Below are 23837 nucleotides of genomic sequence, written 5' to 3'. Positions count from 1 at the left end.
AAGCGTAACTGGTCAATTTCGATCATCCACCGACATTTCCTGCGCCCTTTCCGATACTTCTGGTAATGGATTCCCGTGGTGCAGCGATGCAGGGAAACGGTGCGGGAGCGGGTGAATCGCTGGAAGCGTGTGTGGATGCGGCTTTGCGGGCGTCGAGCTTGAGCGGAAGCGGGTCTGGCGGGGTGAACTTGATGCGGCGGCGCTAGGGAATGCACCTAGACGGGCTGTCCTGCATGACTTTTCGTGAGGTTAAGGGCTCGGAAACCGCGCACGAACGTGGTCCTTGCGCCGACGATATTCGTCCCGCGTTCCGGAAAAAACCGGTGTGGAACGTTCGGTCTTTTATTGCAATCCCTGCCTCGGGCAAGGCGGAACGAACGCTCTCCATGTATCCCCATGTATCTGCGAGGCCCCCGGATACACAGTGATGCCGAAGGACGTCCACCGGGACAAGCGCCCGATACATCCGCGCGCTTCAATACGCTCCACGCCAACCGGAAAGGAGAAACCTCATGTTCGATCGCATCAAGATCGCCGCCTTCGCTGCCGCCATGATCGCCGCCTTCGGAGCGGTGGCCGCGCTGACCGCCTTCGCATCGACGGGGGCCTCGTCCGAACCGGATCCGGCGCGGCAGATCGCGGTCCAGGCGCCGGAATTCACCGGCATCGACAACTGGCTCAACAGCGCGCCGCTGAATCTGAAGCAAATGCACGGAAAAGTCGTGCTGGTCGATTTCTGGACCTTCGACTGCATCAACTGCGCGCATACGCTGCCGCATGTGAAGGACTGGGATGCGCGTTATCGCGACAAGGGACTCGTGGTCGTGGGCGTGCATACGCCCGAGTACGGCTTCGAGCGCGACACCGGGAACCTGAAGAAGGCCATTCAACGCTACGGTATCGACTTTCCCGTTGCGCAGGACAATGCCTACGCGACGTGGAACGCCTACGGCAATCAGTATTGGCCTGCACTCTACCTGATCGACCAGGACGGCAAGATCGTGTACCGGCGCTATGGAGAGGGCCGTTATGCGGAGACCGAGGCGAAGATCAGGGAACTGCTGGGAGCGTGATCACGAGGCGCGTTCAGAAAAAAAGGCGTGCCCGCGGCACGCCTTCTATCTGGAACAAGTGGTTCCGCTATTTCTTAGCCATGTCGAGCGACGGCGGCATCGGCATCCTCATCCCGCGTCGCGCCCTTGGCGGGACGGCCCGCCCAATAGCCGGCCAGCATCGAGCCCGACAGGTTGTGCCACACCGAGAACAAGGCGCCCGGAAGCGCGGCGATCGGCGTGAAGTACAGCTTGCCGAGCGTCGCGGCAAGACCCGAATTCTGCATGCCGACTTCGATGGCAAGCGTGCGGCAAACAGCCTCGTCGAAACCGAGCAGACGTCCGCCCCAGTAACCGCCCAGCAGCCCGATGCCGTTGTGCAGCACCACGCCCAGAGCCACCACGAGACCGACCGAGGCAATGCTCTTCTGCGTACCGCCGACGACCGCCGCGATGATCAGCAGAATCGACACCATCGACACGAGCGGCAAGACCCATTCGATCTTGCGCACGATCTTGCCGAACAGATGATTGACGACGAGACCGACGACGATCGGCAGCGCCACGATCTGAACGATGCTCATCAACATGCCATGCACATCGACCACGATGGATGCATCGACGTACAGGCGCGTAAGCAGCGGCGTGGCGAACACGCCGACCAGCGTCGACAGTGCGCTGATCGTGACTGACAGCGCCACGTCGCCGCGCGCCAGATAGATCATCACGTTCGACGCGGTACCGCTCGCGACGCTGCCCACCAGCACCATGCCGGCCGTCAGGTCGGGAGGCATGCGCAGCGCCTTGGCGATGACCCAGGCGGCGAGCGGCATGACGAGGTAATGCAGAACGATGCCGGCAATCACGGGCGCGGGACGCGTGAACACGCGCCGGAAATCGTCGAGGGAAAGCGTGACGCCCATCGACAACATGATGATGGTCAGAAGCGTCGTGACGTGCGGTGCGATGCCCGTCACGGACGAAGGCTCGGCATAGGCAGCGATGGAAACCAGCACGGCCCAGAGCGGAAAAAGGCGGGTGATGCGGGCAAACATGAAAACAATCCTCGAAAGTCGTATGGGTAGCGTTTCGTGCCTTCCTGGCGGAACCGCGGTGGCTGCCGCGGCGCCGGGGGCGCCGGCTGCGCAGGAACGATCGTGTGATCTCGTGCGAAACAAATGGGGCCATGCGCAGCAAGATTGCCCTCGTGGGGCGGCCGCCTGGGCACCTGGGCTGCCTGATCGCCGTGCCGTCAGGCGCGGATCGCGCGCGGTGCGGCAAGAAAAATCCATCAGGCGCCGCATTTTACCTGTCGGCGCGGTTCTATTCTGAATTCGCTTAATTCCGACGCCGCTTGCGTCGATACGGGCCGTTCCGTATTTTTAATTTCGCGCTAATTCGTTTCGTTCATGCTGCGCAAGAACGAAGACTCATGGGGCGAATGCCAGCCCCATGAGTCGTCCGGTGATCACAACAAGGAGATCGTCATGTCACCAATCGCAATCCTTCAGGGCACGCCGACCTGGGTCTGGGTGCTGCTCGCCTTTCTTCTGTATCGTGGAATCAAGGCATTACAGACCAGCACCGCGCCGCTTTCGAAACTCGCCGTGGTGCCGCTGATCTTCGCCGGCCTGGGTATCGCGCATCTGATGTCGGACCCGTTCGCCGGCTGGAGCGCCGTCCTGGCGTGGATCATCGGTGTCGGAGCAGGTATCGCGGGCGGCATGTTCACCGCGAGCCGTTCGCGTTTCATCGTCGATCCGATTGCGCGCACCGTGATGCTGCCGGGCTCTTTCGTTCCGCTTGTGCTGATCGCCGTCATCTTCATCGCCAAGTTCTGGATCGGCTTTGAAATGGCCACGACGATGCTTGCCACCTCGCTCGTCCACTATGCGTCGCTCGATGCGGCCATATCGGGACTCGTTGCAGGCATGTTCGGAGGACGCTTCATCACCTACTGGCGCGGGCTCGATGCGTGCCGTCCGGCCGCCGCTTGATGGTGCGCACGACGTTGCTCCAGACAGTCCGATGCAAATGGCGTCAAACTTGTTACTCCCGAACCGCGCGTCACAGCCTCACACTGGCGCAACACTCACGGTCTTGTTCAGGAGGAGACACACGTCATGACTGCATCGGACGAAAACGCAGGGAACGGCCCGCAACCGGCCATGCAAACGCCGGCGGTTGTCTCGCCGGCTGAATGGGAGGCGGCGCGCGATCGGCTCCTCGTGAAGGAAAAGGAACACACTCGCGCACGCGACGCGCTTGCCGCTGAACGTCGCCGCATGCCATGGATGGCCGTGAAAGCGGATTACCAGTTCGAAACGCCCGAAGGCACGCGAAGCCTGCTTGATCTCTTCGATGGAAGGCGTCAGTTGATCGTTTATCGCGCGTTCTTCGAGCCGGGCGTTTTCGGCTGGCCCGATCATGCCTGCCGCGGCTGTTCGATGGTCGCGGACCAGGTCGCGCATCCTGCCCACCTGAATGCGCGCGACACGACGCTGGTGTTTGCATCGCGCGCGCCGCAGGAAGACATCACAAGACTGAAGCAACGCATGGGATGGGACATACCGTGGGTCACCATCACGGATCAGTTCGACAAGGACTTCGCCGTGGACGAATGGCACGGCACGAATGTCTTCTTCCGCGACGGCGACACCCTGTACCGAACCTACTTCATCAACAATCGCGGCGATGAACAGATGGGCAATACCTGGAACTATCTCGACATCACGCCGCTGGGCCGTCAGGAACTCTGGGAAGACTCACCTGAAGGTTACCCGCAGACCCCCACCTATAAATGGTGGAACTGGCATGACAGCTACTCAGCGGATGCCCAGCCCGACAGAAAATGGGTCGAAGTGTCGGACGCGGGCGAAGCCGCATTCCGTGCGGAAAGCGCAAAGAAAAAACAATAAGTCGAAAATACCGTTTGCCAGAAGGGCGGCTTGGTAGCCGCCCTTTTTCATCTAAAGAATCCGCCAAACGTTTCCGTTATCGAAACTATCCGCGATGCAAGCTCATCGCGCATGGCCTCTCGCACCAGCCGGCATCCCCCGCCGCTTTCGCCAGGACGCCCCTTCCGTCCAATCCATCCCTGGAAATTTTTGCAATGAAGAACTCGTTGGCCGCGCTTGCGGCCCTCGCCGGCACGCTTGCCGCGCTCGCCACGCCGCTTGCGCACGCTCGCGAAATCTATGGTCAGATCGGCACCGAAGGCGTCGGCCTGGGCTACTCCGAACCGCTCGGCACCCGCGACAATGTGCGCGCCGAGTTCAACGGATTCCGTTTTTCGCATGACTTCAATGCCGGCGGCCTGCATTACGACGGAACGGCGAGCATTTATCACGGCGGCTTTTATTTCGATTTTTTTCCGGCGCCTGACACTGTCGGTTTTCGCATCACAGCCGGCGCGCTCGTCGGCGGCGATAACGTCGATGCCACCGCGACCAGCATGAACGGCACGTACACCATCAATGGCGTGCAGTATTCGACGCTCGGGCAGAGCATTCACGCGAAGGCGCGCTTCCCGACAGTCCGTCCTTATCTCGGCATTGGTTTCGGCCACACGCCGGTTGCGCAAAAGGGCTTCTCGGCCTTCTTCGATGCCGGCGTCGCGTACGGCCGCCCGCACATCGACTTCGACGTGCCCGCCGATATCGTCGCTGAAGCAGGACAGGCAAACGTCGACGCGGAAAAACAGGATCTGCAGAACAAGGCCGACAAGCTGCGCTTCTTCCCGATCGTGAAGGTTGGCGTCACGTATCGCTTCTGAGCGCGTGTCGCGCTCGTTTCCACGCGGATGTTCCGAACCAGGCACGCACTTTGTTTTCGCTCGTCGTCCAGGCTCAACGAAGATTAGTGCGCGCCAGTTCGATGATCTCGTCGCCGCGGCCGCTCAGGATGGCTCGCAGCATATAGAGGCTGAACCCCTTCGCCTGCGAGAGCTCGATAGTCGGCGGAAGCGAGAGTTCATGCTTGGACGTCACCACATCCACGACCGCCGGCCCCGCGTGCGCGAACGCGTCGCGCAGCGCGCTTTCGAGTTGTTCCGATTCCTCGACGCGCACTGACCAGATTCCCGCTCCCTTCGCGATCTGCGAAAAATCGGTCTTGCTCAGATCCACGTTCGTATCGACGTAGCCCGCCGCTTTCAATTCCATCGATACGAATCCGAGCAGGCTGTTGTTGAATACGACGACCTTGATCGGCAACTCGAGTTGCACGGCGCTCAGCAGATCACCGAGCAGCATGGCGAGACCGCCATCGCCCGACAGGGACACCACCTGACGCTGCGGATGCGCCGCCTGCGCCCCGAGCGCCTGTGGCATCGCATTGGCCATGGAGCCGTGATTGAACGACCCATGCAACTGGCGCTTGCCATTCATCGTCAGATAGCGCGCGGCCCACAGCGTCGGCGTGCCGACATCCGCCGTGAAGATCGCATCTTCGGCGGCGATGTCGTCGACAAGCTTGGTCAGGTACTGCGGATGAATCGGCCGGCCCGGAGCGGAAGGCGTGGCGAGATCGTCGAGCCCCTTGCGGGCGCTCGCATAATGCTTGAGCGCATTGTCGAGAAAGCGACGTTCGTCCTTGCGCGTGAGTTTCGGCAGCAGCGCCGTGAGCGTTTCCTTGACAGTGCCGACCACACCCATCTCCAACTGCGCGCGACGCCCCAGTTGCGAACCGCGCCAGTCGATCTGGACTATCTTCGCGTTCGGCGGATAGAACGGACGATAGGGAAAGTCGCAGCCGAGCAGAAGCAGCGTGTCGCAATTCATCATCGCGTGATAGCCGGAGCTGAAGCCGATGAGACCCGTCATGCCGACATCGAATGGATTCTCATACTCGATGAACTGCTTGCCGCGCAGCGCATGCACGACAGGCGCACCGAGCGTGTCCGCCAGCGTCACGACTTCATCGTGCGATCCTGCAACGCCGCTGCCGCACATGATCGTCACCGCCTCGCAGCCGTTGAGGAGGCCGGCCAGCTTGTCGAGTTCGGTGTCGGAAGGAACGATCGCGCCGGGTGCGCTCGCCGTCCAGCGAGGCTCGATACCTGGGCCCTCGCTCAACGCGACATCGCCGGGCAGCACGATCACCGCGACGCCGCGCTGATCCAGCGCCGCGCGCATCGCCCGTTCGAGCACGCGGGGAAACTGCGATGCGTTCGCCACGAGTTCGACGAAATGACTGCATTCCCTGAACAATTCCTGCGGGTGCGTTTCCTGGAAATAGTTGAGGCCAATTTCCGTCGACGGAATGTGCGCGGCAATGGCGAGCACCGGCTGATGGTTGCGGTGACAGTCGTAGAGCCCGTTGATCAGGTGAAGATTGCCCGGCCCGCAACTGCCCGCGCAGACGGCCAGCTTGCCGGTCGTCGCGGCGTCGGCCCCGGCAGCGAACGCGGCGGCCTCCTCGTGCCGGGTATGCATCCAGCGGATCGAACCAACCCGATCCAGGCTGAAGGCGAGTCCGTTGAGGCTGTCGCCCGTGACGCCCCAGATGCGCTCGACACCGGCTGCGGCAAGCGTCCTTGCGAGGTAATCGGCGATGGTTTTAGTGGCCATGTTTGCTCCATGCGTGGAAAGGGATGCCGGGAGATGGCGCAGTCGTGCGGACTCGGAGCGCAACGAGCCACAAACGAGCGACGGCTCGTTGAATGCACGATGCAAAATGCAGACGCAAGTGTATGCCGGCTCTGTGAATATTGTCTTGTACCTTGCCTGCAGCGCGTCACGGCGAGTGAACGGATCCTGCCCTACGATCCGAAGAGGCGGTAAATCGGGCATTTTGAATACGTAATGCCCGATTGCCTTCTGCATGCAAAATGTAAAAGGGCGAATAGCCTCAGGGCTCGTCGCCCTGCGCTATCCGCCCTCCTTCATGGCCCTGGCGGGCCTTCAGGCTACCGCGACGTGCTATGCGTCACGCACCCTTGCGAACGTTGTCCGGCAGATCGCGGCCGTGATACTTCTTGTAGATCGTGTTCAGGTTGCCGTTCTTCATGTTCGTGCCGACCCAGTTGTTCACCCATTCCTTCAGACGCGGCTGATCCTTGTTCATCGCAATCCCGAGATCGAAATTCTTCTGCTCGAACTTCATCTCGATGTTGCGCTGAGGCGCGCGGTGCTGCATTTCCTGCAGGTTCGACGGTGTGCTCGAGAACACGTCGATCTGACCCGTCACCATCGAGGTGATGAGCGTTGCATCGTCTTCATAACGCTGGATCTGCGCGCCCTTTGCCTGCTGCGTCGTGAGCGTGTCGTTCACGGTTGCGCGCGTGAGACCGATGGTCTTGCCGTCGAGATCGGCATAGTCCTTCACCTTGATGGATTTCAAGCCGCCGACGATGATTGTGATCACCGCATAAGGATTCGAGAAGTCGACCACCTTTGCGCGTTCCGGCGTGATCGACAAGTCGGCGATCACGAGGTCCGCCCGCTTGGCTTGCAGCGTCGGGATGCGCGCGGCATTGGTGATCTGCACCAGTTCGAGTTTCACGCCGAGATCCTTGGCGAGCGCGGCGGCAGTATCCACGTCCGATCCAGCGGGCTTCAGGTTCTCGTCGGCATAGCTGAACAGCGGCGTGCCCATTGCAATGGCGACGCGCACGACGCCGGCCTTCTTGATGTCGTCGAGCTGGTCGGCCATGGCGCTGTGCACCGCGCCTGCCAGCATCAGCGTGGCAAGGGCCGCGCGTGCAAGGATAGTCTTGGCTTTCAAGTTACGTCTCCGTCGTTATGGTTGTTGCGTGGATTGATGCGTGAGTCGAATGCGTGCTTGCGTGAAACAGGAATCACAGGCCGTTATCGAGGAAAGCGCGCAGTTCCGGCGTCTGCGGCGAATCGAGCATGCTGCCGTCGCCGACTTCCCAGACCCGCCCCTGATGCATGTAGATGATGCGGTCCGCCACGCGCTTGGCAAAAGCCATTTCATGCGTGACCAGCAGCATGGTCATGCCGTCCGCGGCAAGATCCTCCATGACGCGAAGGACTTCGCCGGTGAGTTGCGGATCCAGCGCCGATGTCACTTCGTCGAACAGCATCACCTTCGGCGACATCGCCAGCGAGCGCGCAATCGCGACTCGCTGCTGCTGTCCACCGGACAGCTGCTCAGGATATGCGTCTGCCTTCTGTCCGAGTCCAACCTGCTCCAGCACATTCAACGCAATGCGCCGTGCCTCGTCGCGCGACATTTTCTTCACGTGGCGCAACGCAAGCATGATGTTCTCTTCCACCGTCAGATGCGGAAAGAGGTTATAGCTCTGGAACACGATACCCACTTCACGGCGCAAGTGATGAAGGTCCACCTTGGGGTCGTCGACGCGGATGCCGCAGACCTCGATCTGACCTTGATCGACGGTCTCCAGCCGGTCGATGCATCGCAACGCCGTGCTCTTGCCCGAGCCGCTCGCGCCGATCACGGCAATCATCTCGCCCTTGTTGACCTCGAACGACACGCCCTTGAGCACATGATTGGAGCCGAAGCTCTTGTGAATATCGTCGACCTTAACGATTGCTGACATTGAGCTTGTTCTCCATCGATTGGCTCCAGCGCGAAAGCGGATAACACAGGACGAAATAAAACGCGCCTACCACGCCGAAGATGAGGAATGGCTGGAAGATCGAGTTGTTGATGATCTGGCCCGCGCGCGTCAGTTCGATGAAGCCGATTACCGAAGCAAGCGATGTCATCTTGATGAGCTGCACGAGGAAACCGACCGTGGGCGGCAATGCGAGGCGCATGGCCTGCGGAATGATCACGAGCCGCAATGTCTGCCAGCGCGACAGCGACAGGCATTCCGAGGCTTCCCATTGCGGCTTGGGCATCGCCTCGATGCAGCCGCGCCAGATATCGCCGAGATACGCGCTCGAATACACCATCAGGGCAAGGCCCGCTGCGAACAGCGCGGGCACCTGATAGCCATACACGGACAGGCCGAAATACACGATGAACAGCAGGATCAGCAGCGGGATGCCCTGAATGGCTTCGATATAAACGAGCGCGACGCGCGACACCCATGCGCGCGGCGAGATGCGCGCGAGCATCACGACGAAGCCGCCGATGCCGCCCAGCACGAACGCGAGCAGCGACAACACGACGGTCCAGCCGATCGATTGCACCAGGTAGGCCAGGTGCGCAGCCGTGAATCCGCCGCTCATGCCGCGCCCCCGGGTATGACCGTATCGATCCGTTGCGGATCGGGCGGCGCCTTGCCGGCCCTCTTCGCCGCCAGACGGATCGCGCGGCGACGCTTGAACAGATGCTCGCCGACCTGCCACGCGATCAGCTTGATGATCAGCGAGAGCACGAGATACAGGCCCGCGACCACGATGTAGGTTTCGAGCGAACGGAAGGTATCGGACTGCACGGTGTTGGCGACGGCAGTGAGTTCTTCCGCGGAGATCTGCGATGCAATGGCGGACGCCTGCATCATCAGCAGGAACTGGCTCGTCAGCGCCGGATAAACCTTTTCGATCGACGGCTGCAACATCACATGCCAGCCGATGCGCCATTTCGGCAAGCCCAGGCATTCCGCCGCCTCGATCTGTCCACGCGGCACGGATTCCAGACCCGCCCGAATGATTTCGGCTGCATAGGCGCCGATGTTGATCGTCATCGCAAGCGCAGCGGCCGCGAAGGTCGGCATGCGCAAGCCGATGCTCGCCAGTCCGAAATAGAGCAGAAAGATCTGCACGAGGAACGGCGTGTTTCGCACCGCCTCGATATAGATGATGCAGAGGCGCGTCAGCACAGGTACGCGGGCGCGCTTCGCGAATGCCACGAGCATCCCCACGATCAAGCCGAAGAAGACCGCGACGCACGTCATCTTGAGCGTGAGCCACGCCCCTAGCAGGAACGTCGGCCAATAAGGCCACAGGGGTGAAAAATCGAGTGAAAACATGGAGGCGATGTCTCTGTCAGGTTGGCGCTCTACACCCTATGACGGCTTTCACGCCGCTGATTCGATCCTGCACTGGATGTATGACGACATACTACGATTCGTGATAATGAATCTTGCATGCATTAAACCGGGTCGAACGGTCCGATAGTCGTGAAGGCGCCGCCCTGAAGGACCGCGACGGGATCGGTCGGAAGGGGCGGCGGTGTGGCTTCGATCTTTGCGCGGAACGGTTCCGACGAGTCACGAGGCACGAAGCCGAGATTCGCTGCGCAGCGGTTGTCCCACCACGTGTGCGCATTGGCGGACATGCCGAAGGCAATCGTGTGGCCGACATCGGGCGTGAAGAGACTGCGGCGCAACAGGTCGTGGAAATCGTCCTGGCTCATCCAGCTCGCCATCATGCGGCGATCCTTGGGCTCCGGAAAAACCGAACCGATGCGGATGCTCACGGTCTCGATGCCGTAGCGGTCGAAGTACAACTGCGCCATGTCCTCGCCGAAGGACTTTGACAGTCCGTAGTAGCCATCGGGACGCTTGCGTGCCGTCGCATCGATGATCTCGTCCTGGCGGTAGAAACCCGTGACGTGATTCGAACTGGCGAACACGATGCGCTTCACGCCCTGTCGGCGCGCTGCCTCGTAGAGATTGAACACGCCCTTGATGTTCGCTTCGAGCACTTCCTCGAACGGACGCTCCACCGATACGCCGCCCAGATGGATGACGGCTTCGCACCCGCTTGCCAGCGTGTCAACGGCCTCACGGTCCGCAAGGTCGCAAGGCACGATTTCCTCGTGCAGCGCAGCCTCGCTGACGAGTACGCCAGGAAGGTCGGAAATGCGCACGTGGTGCGCAAATTCGGCAACCCGATGCCTGATGGCCTGCCCGATACCTCCGGCGGCGCCGGTGAGCAGCAGTCTTTCGAAGCGAGCCGAGTGCTCGCGTGACGAAGCGTTATTTCGTTGTTCCATCGAATCATGTCTCCTGCGAGATTCGGCTAGGGATTACCCTGCACGCATCTTCTTGTACGTTGTCATATCACCGCATGACGCATATCATCATTTGCCAACCGATTTGTCAATGTGTGTAAAACCCATTCCAACGAGAACGCCGTGACGCAATCGCCCGATCCTCACAATCACGCGGAATCCCTTTCTTCCGTGCATGCATCGTCGACTGCTCCGAACAGCGCTTCAGGCACGCGCCGAAGCCTCACGCTGCGCATGGTGGACGCCGTGCGCGCACAGATCGACGCGAGCGAACTGAAGGCCGGCGCCCGCCTTCCTACCGAGGCAGAAATGGTGCAGCACTACGGCGTGAGCCGCACCGTGGTACGCGAAGCGCTGTCGCGCCTGCAAGCGGAAGGACTCGTGGAAACGCGCCATGGCATCGGCACGTTCATCTGCGAGCCGGCCGCACCGCCGCTGCTGCAGATCGATCCCGCCGATGTCCCCGGCTCTCTCGACGCCCTGGCCATCCTCGAATTGCGCATCAGCCTCGAAACCGAGAGCGCAGGACTCGCGGCCCTGCGATGCGATGCCGCACGCGTGAAGGCCATGCGCGCCGCACTCGTCGATTTCGCGAGGAACGTCGACCGACAAGCCGATACCGTCGCACCGGACCTGCGATTCCACATGGAAATCGCACAGGCGACCGGCAACCGCTATTTCGTGGAGATCATGGCGCATCTGGGCGCGCGAATGATTCCGCGCACGCGCCTTACCGCAACGCCTGTCGCGCCCGAACGCCACGCTGAATACCTGACACGGGTGAATCGGGAACACGAACAGATCGCCGATGCAATCGAACGCGGCGACGCTGACTCCGCCCGCACGGCGATGCGTCTTCATCTGATCAACAGCCGGGAACGCCTGCGCCGCGCACAGACATCGACCGATTGAATCCATGATGCAAGATTAAAAATGCAAAGGGACCGCGTTCTTCCGCGGTCCCCTGTCTTTTGCAACACCCGCACTCACGCTCGCTCAGCGCGCGAGCTTGGGCTCCGCATCGTTGACGTCGTGGGCGCCCGAGATGGTCTCCAGCGCCGAGTCATGGTGCAGCAGCAGAACCGCCGCCACGCCGACCATGCCTGCCCCCGCGAGACACAGCAGCCCCGCGCCGAAACCGCCCGTGCTGTCCTTGATCCAGCCCATTGCGTAAGGACCGAAGAACCCGGCGAGATTGCCGAGCGAGTTGATTGCGGCGATGCCACCGGCAGCCGCAGCGCCCGACAGGAACGATGCAGGCAAGGTCCAGATCACCGGCAGGCAGCCGAAGATGCCGAAGCCCGCAATCGACAGCGCGATCATCTTCAAGACCGGATCGTCGAGTCCGGCCGAGACAGCGATGCCGCCGGCCGCGACCATCAACGCAATCGCCACATGCCAGCGACGCTCGAGCTTGCGGTCCGAATGACGTCCCCACAAGACCATGCTGACGACACCGACCGCGTAAGGCAGCGACGTCACGAAGCCCGTCTGCAGATTGGTGAGGCCGAACGCCTTGACGATCTGGGGCAGGAAAAAACTCAGGCCATAGTTGGTGGCATTGGCGCCGAAGTAGATCAGCGCGATCGCCAGCACGCGGGGATTGAAGATCGCTTCCTTGACGCTGAACGCATGCACCGATTCGCGATGCGCGCGCTCGTGCGCCTGACGGTCGACCAGCCATTTGCGCTCGTCATCCGCGAGCCAGTGCGCATCCTTGGGCTTGTCGGTGAGGTAGAAATACACGACGAATGCAAGCAGGAGCGCCGGAATGGCCTCGATCAAATAAAGCCACTGCCAGCCTTGCATCCCGCCCATACCGTCCATCTGCAATAGCGCACCGGAAATCGGGCCGCCGATCACGGTCGAGAGCGGAATCGCCGCCATGAAATAGCCGACCACGCGCCCCCGGTACTTGGCCGGAAACCACAGCGTCAGCAGAAAGATGATGCCGGGGAAGAAGCCCGCTTCGGCGATGCCAAGCAGGATCCGCAAGCCGTAGAACACGTAGGCGTTGGACAGACCCGTAGCTTGCGCGATGTGCGGTATGTATGCCATCGCGGCGGCGAGGATGCCCCAGGTGAACATGATTCGCGCAATCCAGCGGCGCGCGCCGAATCGTTCGAGCAGCAGGTTCGACGGAACCTCGAAAAAGAAATACGCGATGAAGAAAATACCGGCGCCGAACCCGAACATGCTCGCAGTGAAGCCGAGCGCCTTGTTCATTTGCAATGCTGCAAAGCCGACGTTGACGCGGTCCAGATAGGCTATGAAGTAACACAAAATCAGGAACGGCACGAGGCGAACCATCACGCGCTTCATGGTGCGAGTTTCAAGGTCCATCTATGTCTCCTCCGGATAGAAGAATCGCTGGATCGCGGGTAATCGGGATACCTGCGGAGCCTACTCTTTAAGGAGGAACTTCAGCATTGGTGTTTAGCCTTGGTATCGGTTCCGGAGACCGGCTGGCAACCGGAACGGCATGCGCCAATCCGGTGCTGGAACGACTTGCATCCCAGCATTTGCGACGCCATATATCGAAGAAAATGTGAACGGATCGTTCCGCTTCGTACCCGTCATGCGACCGGTAACATTCCGGCGTATTCCGGTTCCGGTAATCCTTGCACGCCTGCGTTCAGCGCGAACACATGACCGTCGTCGTCAGTCGCGTTCGTTGACGGGCGGATCGTCGTGACGAAAAGCGTCGAGAGGTCGCTGCCGCCGAACGCGCACATGGAGGGCTTGCTGGCCGGCAACGCGATTTCGCGGTCGAGTCGGCCTTGCGGCGTGAAGCGCAGCAGGCGCGCGGCATCGTTCGCGCATGTCCAGTAACAACCGTCCGCATCGACCGCTGCGCCGTCCGGACGTCCCGTGTGATGATGCAGGTCGGCAAACACACGTCGTGCGCCGGGCGTGCCGCTGTCCACGTCGAAGTCGAATGCCCAGATCAGGCGACGTTGCGGATGAGAGTCCGATAGATACATGATCTTGCCGTCGGGCGACCAGGCCAATCCGTTCTGCGTGATCAAACCCTCGACAAGCGGGTCCGACAGCACGCCATGTCCATCGAAGCGGTATAGCGCGCCGGCCGCACTCGCGAGCGACATGTCCTGCACCATCGTGCCCGCCCAGAAACGGCCCTGCCTGTCACAGCGGCCGTCGTTGAAACGCATGCCTGGTGCGGCGAACGAGGGCGCGGCGAGCTTCGCGGCGCAGGCATCACCGTCGTCATGCAGTGTCACGGCAAAAATGCCGCTCTCCATGCCGGCGACGATCTGTCCGGCGGCATCGAATGCGATACATGCGACCTGTTCAGCGAAGGTCCATTCGGAGCGCTGTCCGCTCTCGAGCACGAGTCGGACGATGCGCCGTGCCGGAATGTCGACCCAGTACAGCGCGCCCTCTTTCGCGCGCCAGACCGGGCATTCGCCGACCGTCGCGGCGCCCGCCGGGTCGAGACGCTCCACGCGCTCGGCGCTGCTCATCGCTTGCGCTCCATCGGCTCGCCGATGACAAACTGCCCGCCCTGGAAGCGTTGGGCGGGATCGTCGTAATCGGCGGTCGGCGCCTTCGGCGGAAACAGTTCGTTGAACTGCGTCGAGCTGTCTTGCGGATTGAATCCCAGGAAACCGGCTTTCGAGTTGTCCCACCACTTCACCGGATTGTCAGATGCCCCGTACACGATCGTATGTCCCACGCGATTCGTGAACAGCGAGCAGCGCACGAGTTCGATGAAGTCGCGATAGCTCAGGTAAGTGACCAGCATGCGCGGGTTCTTCGGTTCCTCGAACGACGAACCGATGCGCAGGCAGACGGTCTCGATGCCGAAGCGATCGAAGTAATAGCGCGACAGCGACTCGCCGAAGCACTTCGTCACACCGTAGAGACTGTCGGGCCGCTGCGGCGAGTCGGCGTCGAGCACGTCGGTCACGGAATGAAAGCCGATCGCATGATTCGAACTCGCAAACACCACCCGCTTCACGCCATGGCGACGCGCCGCTTCGTAGATGTTGTAGGTACCGCGAATGTTTGCTTCGATCAGGTCATCGAACGGGGCGTCGATGGAGATACCGCCCAGGTGCACGATCGCATCCACGCCTTCGACAAGCTGCATCACCTTGGCAATGTCAGCGAGATCGACGGCGCTTGTCTCTTCATGACGTCCGGCATCGTCGAGCGGCGCAATGTCCGAGAGCCTTACCACGTCCGCCCACTGCGAGAGTGCACCGCGCAGCTGTCGGCCCAGGTTGCCGGCTGCGCCGGTAAGAAGCAGACGCTTGAACGGTTTGCCCGCTGCCGTTGGCTGATTCATCGAAACTCCTTGGAGATACGTTGCACTGCGTTGAAAGCAAAAAGGAAGAAAACGTTTTCGGCGTCGACGGCGCAGTCTGCGGAAGAGCTGGAAAGGATTTGAATGCATAACACATCATCCAAAATGCAGATCCGTTTTCCGAGTTTCCCTATTTTCTGCGACAATTCGTCAATTCCGCGAAAACGTTACCCTCCGAATGAAAAAAAATTCCTCAACCATTCGCGACGTTGCCGCCGCAGCGGGCGTATCCGTCGCGACAGTTTCCAAATACATCAACGGCGCGCAACGATTTTCGGCGCCCGTTGAAGCACGGCTCAAGGAGGCGATCGAGACGCTCGGATATCGTTCGAATCCGCTGGCGCGCTCGATGATCACCGGCAAGACCCGCACCATCGGACTCACCATCCTGGACATCAGCAATCCGCACTTCACTCACGTCGTCAAGGGCGCCAACCGCATCGCGCTGCGTCATGACTACACGCTGCTGCTCGTCGACATCGACGAGAACCAGGCGCGTGAGCGTCCCCTCATCGAAGCGCTCGCGCAACGCGTGGACGGCTTGCTCGTCAGCTCGCGCCTGCCCGACGAAGAGGCGCACTGGATGCTCGAACTCGACAAACCGGTCGTGCTTCTGCGCAATGCCGAGCTGCCGATTCCGAGCGTCGGCATCAACAGCCGCCTTGCCACCTACATGCTGACGCGTCACTTGCTCGACCTGGGGCATCGGCGTATCGCTTACCTCGGCTTCGAGCATGCGCGCATCAACGATGAGCGCATCCGCGGAGCTCGCGATTGCCTTGCCGAAGCGGGCCTCGAACTCGATGTCTATGAAGCCCATGCACCGACTTCCATCGCGGGCGAACAGGCGTGCTCGCGCGTGATGCTTGGACCGAAGCGGCCGCAGGCGGTGATCTGCTACAACGACCTGATCGCGCTCGGCTTCATGAAGGAAGCCGCGACACTCGGCATACGGGTGCCGCATGACGTTTCCGTCACCGGCATCGACAACGTCCCGTACGGCGCTTATGCCGCGCCCGGCCTCACTACAGTGGACATCCAGAGCGAGAAGATGGGCGAACTCGCCATGCAGAAACTCATCGACGCGCTCGCCGGACATCCCGATCCGGGCAATTCCATGTTCGAACCGCGGCTTATCGTGCGTGAATCCACGGCTGCCGCGACCTGATGCACGCATGATGCACGGCGCGCGGCCTGCGCGCCGGTCTTGCGCAAACTCAACCGGCAAGCTTCGCCGGCGTCATCTTCGGCGTCAGTACATGCATGATTGCGAATGCAATCAAATAAGCCGACGCACCGATCGCAAACAGCACCCAGTAGTGACCCGTGCGCTGCAATACCTGACCGATCACTTCCGAGAACAGCACGCCGCCGATCGAACCAGCCATGCCGCCGATACCGACCACCGCACCCACCGCGCGGCGCGGGAACAGGTCCGATGCGGTCGTGAACAGATTCGCCGACCAGCCCTGGTGCGCCGCCGCCGCGAGACCGACGATCGCCACCGCGACCCACAGGTTCTCCGCCTGCGAGACGAACGCGATGGGCAATACCGCGCAGGCGCAGATCAGCATCGCAGTCTTGCGCGCCGCGTTCACGGTCCAGCCCGAGCGCAGCAGCGCCGACGAGATCCAGCCGCCGCCGATACTGCCCACCGTGGTGATCGCATAGATCACGACGAGCGGCAGGCCGATGTGCTGCATGTCCATGCCACGCGATTCATTGAGCCACTTCGGCAGCCAGAACAGATAGAACCACCACACCGGGTCCGTCAGGAACTTGCCGACGATGAACGCCCACGTTTCGCGCTTCCTGATGAGTTCCTTGAAGCCCGGTGCGCCGGCCTTCGCATGGGCGGCGTCGGCGATCTTCGCCTCGTCGCCTTCATCGGCGAGTTCGTCGTCGTGCGCGCTGCCGTCCGGCTGGCGATACATCACGAACCACACGACGAGCCACACGAGGCCGACGGCGCCCACCAGCACGAACGCCGCGCGCCAGCCGAAGGCCACCGCCAGAGCCGGAATGAGCGCGGGCGCAAAGACCGCGCCGATGTTTGCACCTGAATTAAAAATGCCAGTGGCGAGTGCACGCTCGCGACGCGGAAACCACTCGGCGGTGGTCTTGATCGCGGCCGGGAAATTACCGCCTTCGCCGATGCCGAGCAGTGCGCGAACCATCGCGAAGCCCATCACCGACCCGACGGCTGCGTGCAGCATCGCCGCGATACTCCAGATGAACATCGCAGCCGCATAGGAGATGCGTGTGCCGAGCCAGTCGACGATCCGCCCGAAACACAGCAGGCCGATGGCATAAAACGCCGAGAACGCAATGACGATGCGGCCGTACTGCACCTGCGTCCAGCCGATGTCGTGCTGAAGCATTGGCGCCAGCAGACCGAGGATCTGCCGGTCCATGTAGTTGATGACCGTGGCGAAGAAGAGCAGCGCGCACACGGTCCAGCGATAACGGCTGGCGGTTCGTACGACGCCGGCAACGACAGTGTTCATGAAGAGTCTCCGGACGCGGCGGCGCTCGTCGTGCCGCGTTCTTTGTTGCATGGATTGGGCGACGAGCGCCGCGGGCGGATCCATCCGGAGGCACCAGAAGGTCACCCATACAGCCGTTTTGGAAAACGTTTTATCAAGAATAGTCGTTTTGAACCGGACTGACCATCCTGGTGTTTGCCCTAGGTCGCACAACAGCACGGCCCCACAGGCATTCTGACGGGATCCGAGCAAGCCTCAACCGAGAAGTTAATCGTTTTCTACGATTTTTCCCAGAAGCGAACGGTTTTATGCATCAGGTGTTTTGTATTCCAACCGCGTCTACGCGCGCCTGTAAGATCGAGCCCCATTCATCCATCGCAACGCATCGCGCGCGTCATGCCTTCTCGTCTCACGGGGTTCATCTATCTGCTTGTCACCGCCATCGGCTGGGCGCTCAACTGGCCGGCCATGAAGGTTCTGCTGCGCGAATGGCCGCCGCTCTTCTCCCGCGGCGTCGCGGGCGTGACGGCCGCCGTCCTGCTGAGCCTTATCGCGGTCTTTGCCGGGGAAAACCTTCGCGTGCCGCGCGCATGTGTTCCGCGCCTGCTCCTCGCATCCGCGATCAACGTGTTCGCCTGGATGGGTTTCGCCACGCTGTCGATGAAATGGCTATCCGTGAGCGAAGGCGCGTTGCTCGTCTACACCATGCCGATCTGGGCCATGCTGCTCGCGTGGCCCATGTCGAAGCGCAAGCCCTCCTACGCCGGGTTTTGCGCCCTCGCTCTGGGCCTGGCCGGCGTGATCGTCCTGCTTTCGGGGCACGGATTTTCGTTCGATGGCGGCAAGCTCGCCGGCATCGCCTTTGCGCTGGCGGCGGCAGTGTTGTTCGCGCTTGGCACGGTCATCACGCATGGACCCATGCCCGTCGCGCCGATCACGCTGGTCGCCTGGCAAGTCGGCATCGGCTGCGCGCCGATGGTCCTGCTCGGCGCGCTGATCGAGCATCCTTCGTTCGCGGCGCTCAAGTTCGATGGCTGGGCCGTCATGGTCTACATGAGCCTCGTACCGATGGGCGCGTGCTATCTGGCGTGGTTTGCCACCCTGCGCCGGCTGCCCGCCGAGGTCGCCGCCATCGGCATGCTGCTCGTGCCGGTCATGGGCATCGTCGCCGCGGCCGTCACGCTGGGCGAGCCGCTCGGCGCACGCGAAGCCATGGCGATGGCACTGACGCTCTCGGGCGTCGCGCTCGCGATGCGTCAGCGCCGCTAGCACATTGCGGTGTCCTGCCCCAAGCGAAAAATTAAAGACGCACGCGCCGGCTGCCGATAAGGACCACTACTACATATAACGTTCAACCACTGCCCATGTTTCGAACTCGTCTGGCCCGCATGAACGTCGGGACCCAGTTTGCCGTGCTCGCCTGCGCGCTCACGGCGATCGCCATTGCTTTCTTTACCCTCGCTGTCACGAAGCGCGCCGGAGAACAGGTGGACACGCATGCGCTGGCGCGTGTCGAGAGCGAGAACCGGTCCATTGCCACAATGATCGGCCTCTATGACAAGGCCGTGAGCGCCGAAGTCTCACGCTTCATGACCTTGTTCGCGCATCGCCTGCCGTCTTCGTTCACGCTCGACCCCGCGCATACGGTCGAGATCGCCGGCACGTCGACACCAACCATGCTGGCCGGCGACAAGCCCCTCAACAACGACTTCACGATTCCCGATGCGTTTCTCGCGGACAGCGGCGCCATCGCGACGATCTTCGCCCGCACCGGCGACGACTTCGTCCGCGTCACGACGTCGCTGAAGAAGCAGGACGGCACGCGCGCCATCGGCACGCTGCTCGACCGCAAGGGCCCGGCCTATGCGCCGATCCTCTCCGGCGCGCCATATATCGGCATCGCGGCGCTGTTCGGCAAGCAATACATCACCGAGTACAAGCCGGTCGTGGACACGTCCGGCCGCGTGATCGGCGCGCTGTTCGTAGGCGTCGACGTCACCGCGGAGTTCGCCGCGCTGCAGGACACCATCGCGAAGCTGGCGATCGGCGCGAGCGGCTATCACTTCGTCGTCGATGCATCGAATGGCGCGAATCGCGGCAAGCTGCTGGTGCATCCCGGAGCGCAAGGCCAGAGCATGGACGAACGCGTCGCGCCCTTCGCGCACATGCTCGATACACGCGAAGGCAAGCTCGTGTTCGAAGGCGCCGACATTCCCGGCGCCGATCCGCGCGTGCATGGCGGCACCAAGGAGATCGTCTACATGAGCGTGCCGCAATGGCAATGGATGATCGGCGGCATTGCCTATCGCGACGAACTGCTCGCGGACGTGGATCACAGCCGCAATGTGTTCCTTGCCATCGGGCTCATCGTCGTCGTGATGCTGGTCGCCGTGCTGCTCTATGCGGTCGCGCGGCTCGTCGGGCATCCCATCGACAAGATCACGCGCGCTTCCGAACGCATCGCCGCTGGTGATCTCACGGTCCGCATCGACAGTGCGCGCGAAGACGATATCGGCCGCCTGATGCGCGCCATCGACGGCATCGCGCGCGGTCTCGCCGGCATCGTCGTGCAGGTGCGCCATGCGTCGGCCGGCATGAACGAAGGGACCGGCCGGATTGCTTCGAACAGCAGCGACATTGCCACGCGCATCGCCACGCAGGCCGCGAGCGTCGAGGAAACGGCCGCGAGCATGGAGCAATTCACGTCCACCGTGCGGCAGAACGCCGCCAACACCGCGCAAGCCGGCGAGCTGGTGTCGTCGGCATCGGATGCGGCGCGCGCCGGGGGCGACGCCGTTGCGCGCGTGGTGCAGACCATGGGCGATATCGATGCATCGGCGCGTCGCATCGCCGACATCACCGCGACCATCGAAGGCATCGCGTTCCAGACCAACATCCTGGCGCTCAATGCCGCGGTCGAGGCCGCGCGCGCAGGCGAGCATGGCAAGGGCTTCGCGGTGGTCGCCGCCGAAGTGCGCGTGCTCGCGCAACGCAGCGCGGGCGCCGTGAAGGAAATCGAAGCGCTCATCGCCGAGTCGGCCGCGCGGGTCTCGCACGGCTATCGCATCGCCGAGGAAGCGAGCAGCACGATGAACGGCATTCTCGAACGCGTGGCGCGCGTCAACGCCATCGTCGGCGAGATCGACGTGGCCTCGCGTGAGCAGGCGAGCGGCATCGAGCAGGTCAACAGCGCGGTCATGTTGATCGGCGAAGCGACGCAGCAGAATGCGACGCTCGTCGGCAATGCCGAACACTCCGCCGCCGAACTGCGCGATCAGGCGGGGCAACTCGAAGAAGCAGTCAGCCGCTTCCGCGTCTGACGCGCCGCTTCAAAGCAGTGCCTTCAGCCGGAAGCCTGCATCGCTGAGCACATCCGCGGACGGTGACAGACCGCGCTCCACGAGCATGCGCGCAAGCTTCATGTCTTTCGCGATGACGTGAGCCGGGCCGAATCCGCTTACGCCCACGAGCCGGTTCGCCGCGTCGAAATGAAAGTCCATCGAAGCCGACTCTCCCGGCGCGCGCCGCACCGTGCGCGTGCCGAGCAACGGCTCGCCCGCCACCTGCAACTGATGGTCGTACTGATCGGACCAGAACCACGGCACATCGTCATGAGCGGCCTGCGCGCCGAGCATGTTCCGGGCAGCTGTGCGCGCCTGGGCCTCGGCGTTGTGCCAGGTTTCCTGACGGATGGGCGCGCCCGTGAAGCGGCCGGGATGGATCGCGATATCGCCTGCAGCGAAGATGCCCGGCGCCGACGTTTCCAGTTGCGCATTCACGATGACGCCGCGATTCACGACAAGACCGGCGTCCCGCGCCAGTTCGTCCGCGGGTTCGATACCGATGCCGACGATCACGATGTCCGCATCGATTGAACGCGCGTCCGACAGCCGGACGCGCAGCACGCCTTGTGATGTGCGAGCGATCTCGACCGGTGCAACGCCCACGTGTATCGCGACACCATTGCGCTCGTGCAGACGCTGCACGCTGTGCGCGATGCCTTCGGGCACTGCGCGTCCAAGCAGCCGCGCCGCCCCTTCGATCACGCTGACCTCACAACCCCGCATGCGTGCCGACGCCGCCACCTCCAGCCCGATGAACCCGCCACCGACGATCAGCACGCGCGCTCCGCTGACGAGACGCGGCGCGATGCACAAGGCATCGTCGAGGGTGCGCAGCGTCATGACGCCGTCGAGCTGCGCGCCGGGGATAGAGAGCTTGCGTACATGTCCTCCGGTAGCCAGCAGCAAGGCTTCATACGCGATGCGGCTGCCATCGGCGAGCATCACTTCACGCGAACCCGGCACGATGCCGCGGACGCTGGCCACCTTGTGCTCGATCCGGTCCGCCTCCCATGCATCGCAGCTGCGCAGCGCACACTGCAACACATCGCGCTCGCCGGTCAGCACTTGCTTGGACAAAGGCGGCCGCTCATAAGGCAGATGCGGCTCCGCGCCGATCATCACGATGCGCCCGCGCCATCCGAACTCACGCAGCGCAGCGGCGGCACGCCCGCCGGCATGCCCCGCACCGACGATCACCATCGCCCGGGCATCGTGCTGGTCGGTCATGGCATCAGATCTCGATGAAGATGCGACCGCCCTCGACCTTCGCCGGATAGGTCCTGAGCTTTTCACAGACTGGCGCGCACAGGGGCCGGCCATCGCGGATATCGAAACGGCCGTTGTGCTTCGGGCATTCGATCACATGATCCATGACGAAGCCGTCGCTCAGATGAACCTGTTCATGCGTACACAGGCCGTCGCTTGCATAGACGGCGTCGTTCACGCGATAGATCGCGAACGTGCGCGTGTCATGGTCGAAGCGCATGACATCCTCGTCTTCTATGTCGTCCAGCGCGGCTGCATCGATCCATTGCGTCATGCTCTTGTCTCCTTCGGGGCTCAGGGCTGCGTGGCGGCCGGCACGGGCCGCTCGACGTGATACGACGGATCGCGCGTCTGCCGCATCAGCGCTGGAATGATCTCGGCATAGGCCGCGAGCGAACTCGGATAAGGCGGCGGCATGTCGTCCTTGACGGCATCGTGAAGACGCGGCAGCGCGTGATAAGGGACCATCGGAAACATATGGTGCTCGACGTGATAGTTCATGTTCAGGTAAAGAAACCTGAAGACCGGATTCATCATCACGGTGCGGCAGTTCTTGCGATGATCGAGCACGTTCTCGGGCATGCCCGCATGCTGCGTGAGACCGAAGTAGAGATAGAGCCACGCGCCATACAGGCTCGGCAAACCGACGTAAAGCAACGGCAGGATCGAGCGGAACACGAAGCACGACGCAATCACCGCGATGTAGATGCTCAGATGAATGCGTGCTTCCCGGATCACCTTCGGCCATTCTGATTCGGGTACGAAGGTCTTTTCTTCCTCGCCGATTTCGCCGAACGCCGCCGAGATCATCTTCGGTACCTCCGCCGCCGCGTGCTTCAGCGCGAAGACGTTCAGCGCGAGGCTCAGCCAGTCGGTGGGCAGCGGCACGGCAATCTCGCGGTCGCGGCCTACCACCAGGGTGTCGGTGTGGTGTCGCGCATGACTCCAGCGCCAGATGGTGGGCCGACGGAACACCTGGAACGATGCCATCTGATACAGCACCTGATTCATCCATGCCGTCCTGAATGCAGTGCCGTGACCGCTCTCATGCCAGCGCGAATCCGCGGGGCTGCAATACAGCGTGCCATACAGGAAGAACGCGGGAATCGCCCATGGCGAATGCGCGCGCCAGGCGAACCATGCAAGCACGCCGCTCGCGACGATGGCCGCATACCACAGCAGCGTGTCGCGTATCGCACGAGCATCGCTTCGCTGCATCAGGCCTTTCATCACCGGCCTCGGAACGGCGCATTTGTACCACTCCGCATTCACGAGACCGGCCAGCTTCGCCCGCTCTCCGTCTCCATCGATCAGCCGGTATGCGCGATGCCGCTCATGCTCGCCCGTCTCCCCGGGCTGCCGCGATTCCATCATGTCACCTCAAGCTTTGATTGGATTCACATCATGGGTTCTTGTTGGAATCGATAATAGGAGCGACGTTTCCCGCACGCAATATGCGCGCGCA

Annotated in this window: 21 protein-coding genes and 1 pseudogene; 8 read left to right on the top strand and 14 right to left on the bottom strand. The window is 62.2% G+C overall.

What is annotated here, in order from left to right:
- The first annotated feature begins 512 nt into the window (after nucleotides 1-512).
- Nucleotides 513-1073: a thioredoxin family protein gene (locus QCE62_RS23900; RefSeq protein WP_309923866.1), complete on the top strand. Its 561-nt coding sequence runs from the start codon at nucleotides 513-515 to the stop codon at nucleotides 1071-1073.
- Between the two features lie 74 nt (nucleotides 1074-1147).
- Here QCE62_RS23900 and QCE62_RS23895 read toward each other — a convergent pair whose 3' ends face one another.
- The gene (locus tag QCE62_RS23895; protein ID WP_309923863.1) at nucleotides 1148-2107 is read right to left on the bottom strand and encodes a bile acid:sodium symporter family protein; all 960 of its coding nucleotides are present in this window, start codon (nucleotides 2105-2107) and stop codon (nucleotides 1148-1150) included.
- A 432-nt stretch (nucleotides 2108-2539) separates the two neighbouring features.
- Here QCE62_RS23895 and QCE62_RS23890 point away from each other — a divergent pair, with 432 nt between their 5' ends.
- The 3 genes from QCE62_RS23890 (at nucleotide 2540) to QCE62_RS23880 (ending at nucleotide 4827) form a co-directional block, all read left to right on the top strand.
- Nucleotides 2540-3049, top strand: a complete 510-nt coding sequence (locus QCE62_RS23890; protein ID WP_309923861.1) for a DUF6622 family protein — start codon at nucleotides 2540-2542, stop codon at nucleotides 3047-3049.
- 126 nt (nucleotides 3050-3175) lie between these two features.
- Entirely contained in the window at nucleotides 3176-3970 is a 795-nt protein-coding gene (locus QCE62_RS23885) for a DUF899 domain-containing protein (RefSeq protein ID WP_309923859.1), read from the top strand.
- Complete coding sequence (locus QCE62_RS23880) at nucleotides 3904-4827, top strand: hypothetical protein (protein WP_309923856.1); 924 nt, start codon at nucleotides 3904-3906, stop codon at nucleotides 4825-4827. Before QCE62_RS23885 ends, QCE62_RS23880 begins: the two co-directional genes overlap by 67 nt.
- Nucleotides 4828-4900: 73 nt before the next feature.
- Here QCE62_RS23880 and poxB read toward each other — a convergent pair whose 3' ends face one another.
- The 6 genes from poxB to QCE62_RS23850 form a co-directional block, all read right to left on the bottom strand.
- Nucleotides 4901-6622 (bottom strand): ubiquinone-dependent pyruvate dehydrogenase, encoded by a 1722-nt coding sequence (poxB, locus tag QCE62_RS23875; RefSeq protein WP_309923854.1) that lies wholly within the window; start codon nucleotides 6620-6622, stop codon nucleotides 4901-4903.
- Nucleotides 6623-6980: 358 nt separating this feature from the next.
- Nucleotides 6981-7778 (bottom strand): transporter substrate-binding domain-containing protein, encoded by a 798-nt coding sequence (locus QCE62_RS23870; protein ID WP_309923852.1) that lies wholly within the window; start codon nucleotides 7776-7778, stop codon nucleotides 6981-6983.
- Between the two features lie 73 nt (nucleotides 7779-7851).
- Nucleotides 7852-8580, bottom strand: a complete 729-nt coding sequence (locus tag QCE62_RS23865; protein ID WP_309923850.1) for an amino acid ABC transporter ATP-binding protein — start codon at nucleotides 8578-8580, stop codon at nucleotides 7852-7854.
- Nucleotides 8564-9217, bottom strand: a complete 654-nt coding sequence (locus QCE62_RS23860) for an amino acid ABC transporter permease (RefSeq protein WP_309923848.1) — start codon at nucleotides 9215-9217, stop codon at nucleotides 8564-8566. Before QCE62_RS23860 ends, QCE62_RS23865 begins: the two co-directional genes overlap by 17 nt.
- On the bottom strand, nucleotides 9214-9960 hold the full coding sequence (locus QCE62_RS23855; RefSeq protein ID WP_309923846.1) for an amino acid ABC transporter permease: 747 nt from the start codon (nucleotides 9958-9960) through the stop codon (nucleotides 9214-9216). Before QCE62_RS23855 ends, QCE62_RS23860 begins: the two co-directional genes overlap by 4 nt.
- A 122-nt stretch (nucleotides 9961-10082) precedes the next feature.
- Nucleotides 10083-10928: an NAD(P)-dependent oxidoreductase gene (locus QCE62_RS23850; RefSeq protein WP_309923844.1), complete on the bottom strand. Its 846-nt coding sequence runs from the start codon at nucleotides 10926-10928 to the stop codon at nucleotides 10083-10085.
- A 141-nt stretch (nucleotides 10929-11069) separates the two neighbouring features.
- On the opposite strand from QCE62_RS23850, the gene QCE62_RS23845 reads away from it, so the two are divergent.
- On the top strand, nucleotides 11070-11858 hold the full coding sequence (locus QCE62_RS23845; protein ID WP_309923842.1) for a FadR/GntR family transcriptional regulator: 789 nt from the start codon (nucleotides 11070-11072) through the stop codon (nucleotides 11856-11858).
- Nucleotides 11859-11942: 84 nt separating this feature from the next.
- Here QCE62_RS23845 and QCE62_RS23840 read toward each other — a convergent pair whose 3' ends face one another.
- From QCE62_RS23840 to QCE62_RS23830, 3 genes are all read right to left on the bottom strand, one after another.
- Nucleotides 11943-13289: an MFS transporter gene (locus QCE62_RS23840; protein WP_309923840.1), complete on the bottom strand. Its 1347-nt coding sequence runs from the start codon at nucleotides 13287-13289 to the stop codon at nucleotides 11943-11945.
- 233 nt (nucleotides 13290-13522) lie between these two features.
- Complete coding sequence (locus tag QCE62_RS23835; RefSeq protein WP_309923838.1) at nucleotides 13523-14431, bottom strand: SMP-30/gluconolactonase/LRE family protein; 909 nt, start codon at nucleotides 14429-14431, stop codon at nucleotides 13523-13525.
- Entirely contained in the window at nucleotides 14428-15258 is an 831-nt protein-coding gene (locus QCE62_RS23830) for an NAD(P)-dependent oxidoreductase (protein ID WP_309923836.1), read from the bottom strand. The genes QCE62_RS23835 and QCE62_RS23830 overlap by 4 nt, the downstream gene beginning before the upstream one ends.
- 175 nt (nucleotides 15259-15433) lie before the next feature.
- On the opposite strand from QCE62_RS23830, the pseudogene QCE62_RS23825 reads away from it, so the two are divergent.
- Nucleotides 15434-16444 (top strand): annotated as a pseudogene (locus tag QCE62_RS23825) (LacI family DNA-binding transcriptional regulator); the annotation flags it as partial.
- Nucleotides 16445-16493: 49 nt separating this feature from the next.
- On the opposite strand, the gene QCE62_RS23820 reads toward QCE62_RS23825, so the two are convergent.
- On the bottom strand, nucleotides 16494-17783 hold the full coding sequence (locus QCE62_RS23820) for an MFS transporter (protein ID WP_309923833.1): 1290 nt from the start codon (nucleotides 17781-17783) through the stop codon (nucleotides 16494-16496).
- 375 nt (nucleotides 17784-18158) lie between these two features.
- Here QCE62_RS23820 and QCE62_RS23815 point away from each other — a divergent pair, with 375 nt between their 5' ends.
- Nucleotides 18159-19031, top strand: coding sequence for a DMT family transporter (locus QCE62_RS23815; protein WP_309923831.1), 873 nt, complete (start codon nucleotides 18159-18161; stop codon nucleotides 19029-19031).
- A 95-nt stretch (nucleotides 19032-19126) separates the two neighbouring features.
- Complete coding sequence (locus QCE62_RS23810; protein WP_309923829.1) at nucleotides 19127-21082, top strand: Cache 3/Cache 2 fusion domain-containing protein; 1956 nt, start codon at nucleotides 19127-19129, stop codon at nucleotides 21080-21082.
- A gap of 9 nt (nucleotides 21083-21091) precedes the next feature.
- On the opposite strand, the gene QCE62_RS23805 is transcribed toward QCE62_RS23810, so the two are convergent.
- The 3 genes from QCE62_RS23805 to QCE62_RS23795 are packed head-to-tail and all read right to left on the bottom strand — an operon-like array spanning nucleotide 21092 to nucleotide 23746.
- Nucleotides 21092-22333 (bottom strand): FAD-dependent oxidoreductase, encoded by a 1242-nt coding sequence (locus QCE62_RS23805; protein WP_309923827.1) that lies wholly within the window; start codon nucleotides 22331-22333, stop codon nucleotides 21092-21094.
- A gap of 4 nt (nucleotides 22334-22337) precedes the next feature.
- Nucleotides 22338-22646, bottom strand: a complete 309-nt coding sequence (locus QCE62_RS23800) for a non-heme iron oxygenase ferredoxin subunit (protein ID WP_309816061.1) — start codon at nucleotides 22644-22646, stop codon at nucleotides 22338-22340.
- A gap of 20 nt (nucleotides 22647-22666) precedes the next feature.
- On the bottom strand, nucleotides 22667-23746 hold the full coding sequence (locus tag QCE62_RS23795; protein ID WP_309923825.1) for a fatty acid desaturase family protein: 1080 nt from the start codon (nucleotides 23744-23746) through the stop codon (nucleotides 22667-22669).
- Nucleotides 23747-23837: the final 91 nt, after the last annotated feature.

It is taken from the genome of Caballeronia sp. LZ033 (assembly GCF_031451265.1).
Lineage (GTDB): Bacteria > Pseudomonadota > Gammaproteobacteria > Burkholderiales > Burkholderiaceae > Caballeronia.
The sequence above is the reverse complement of the archived record's forward strand: the minus strand, read 5'-3'. Positions and strand labels throughout refer to the sequence as shown.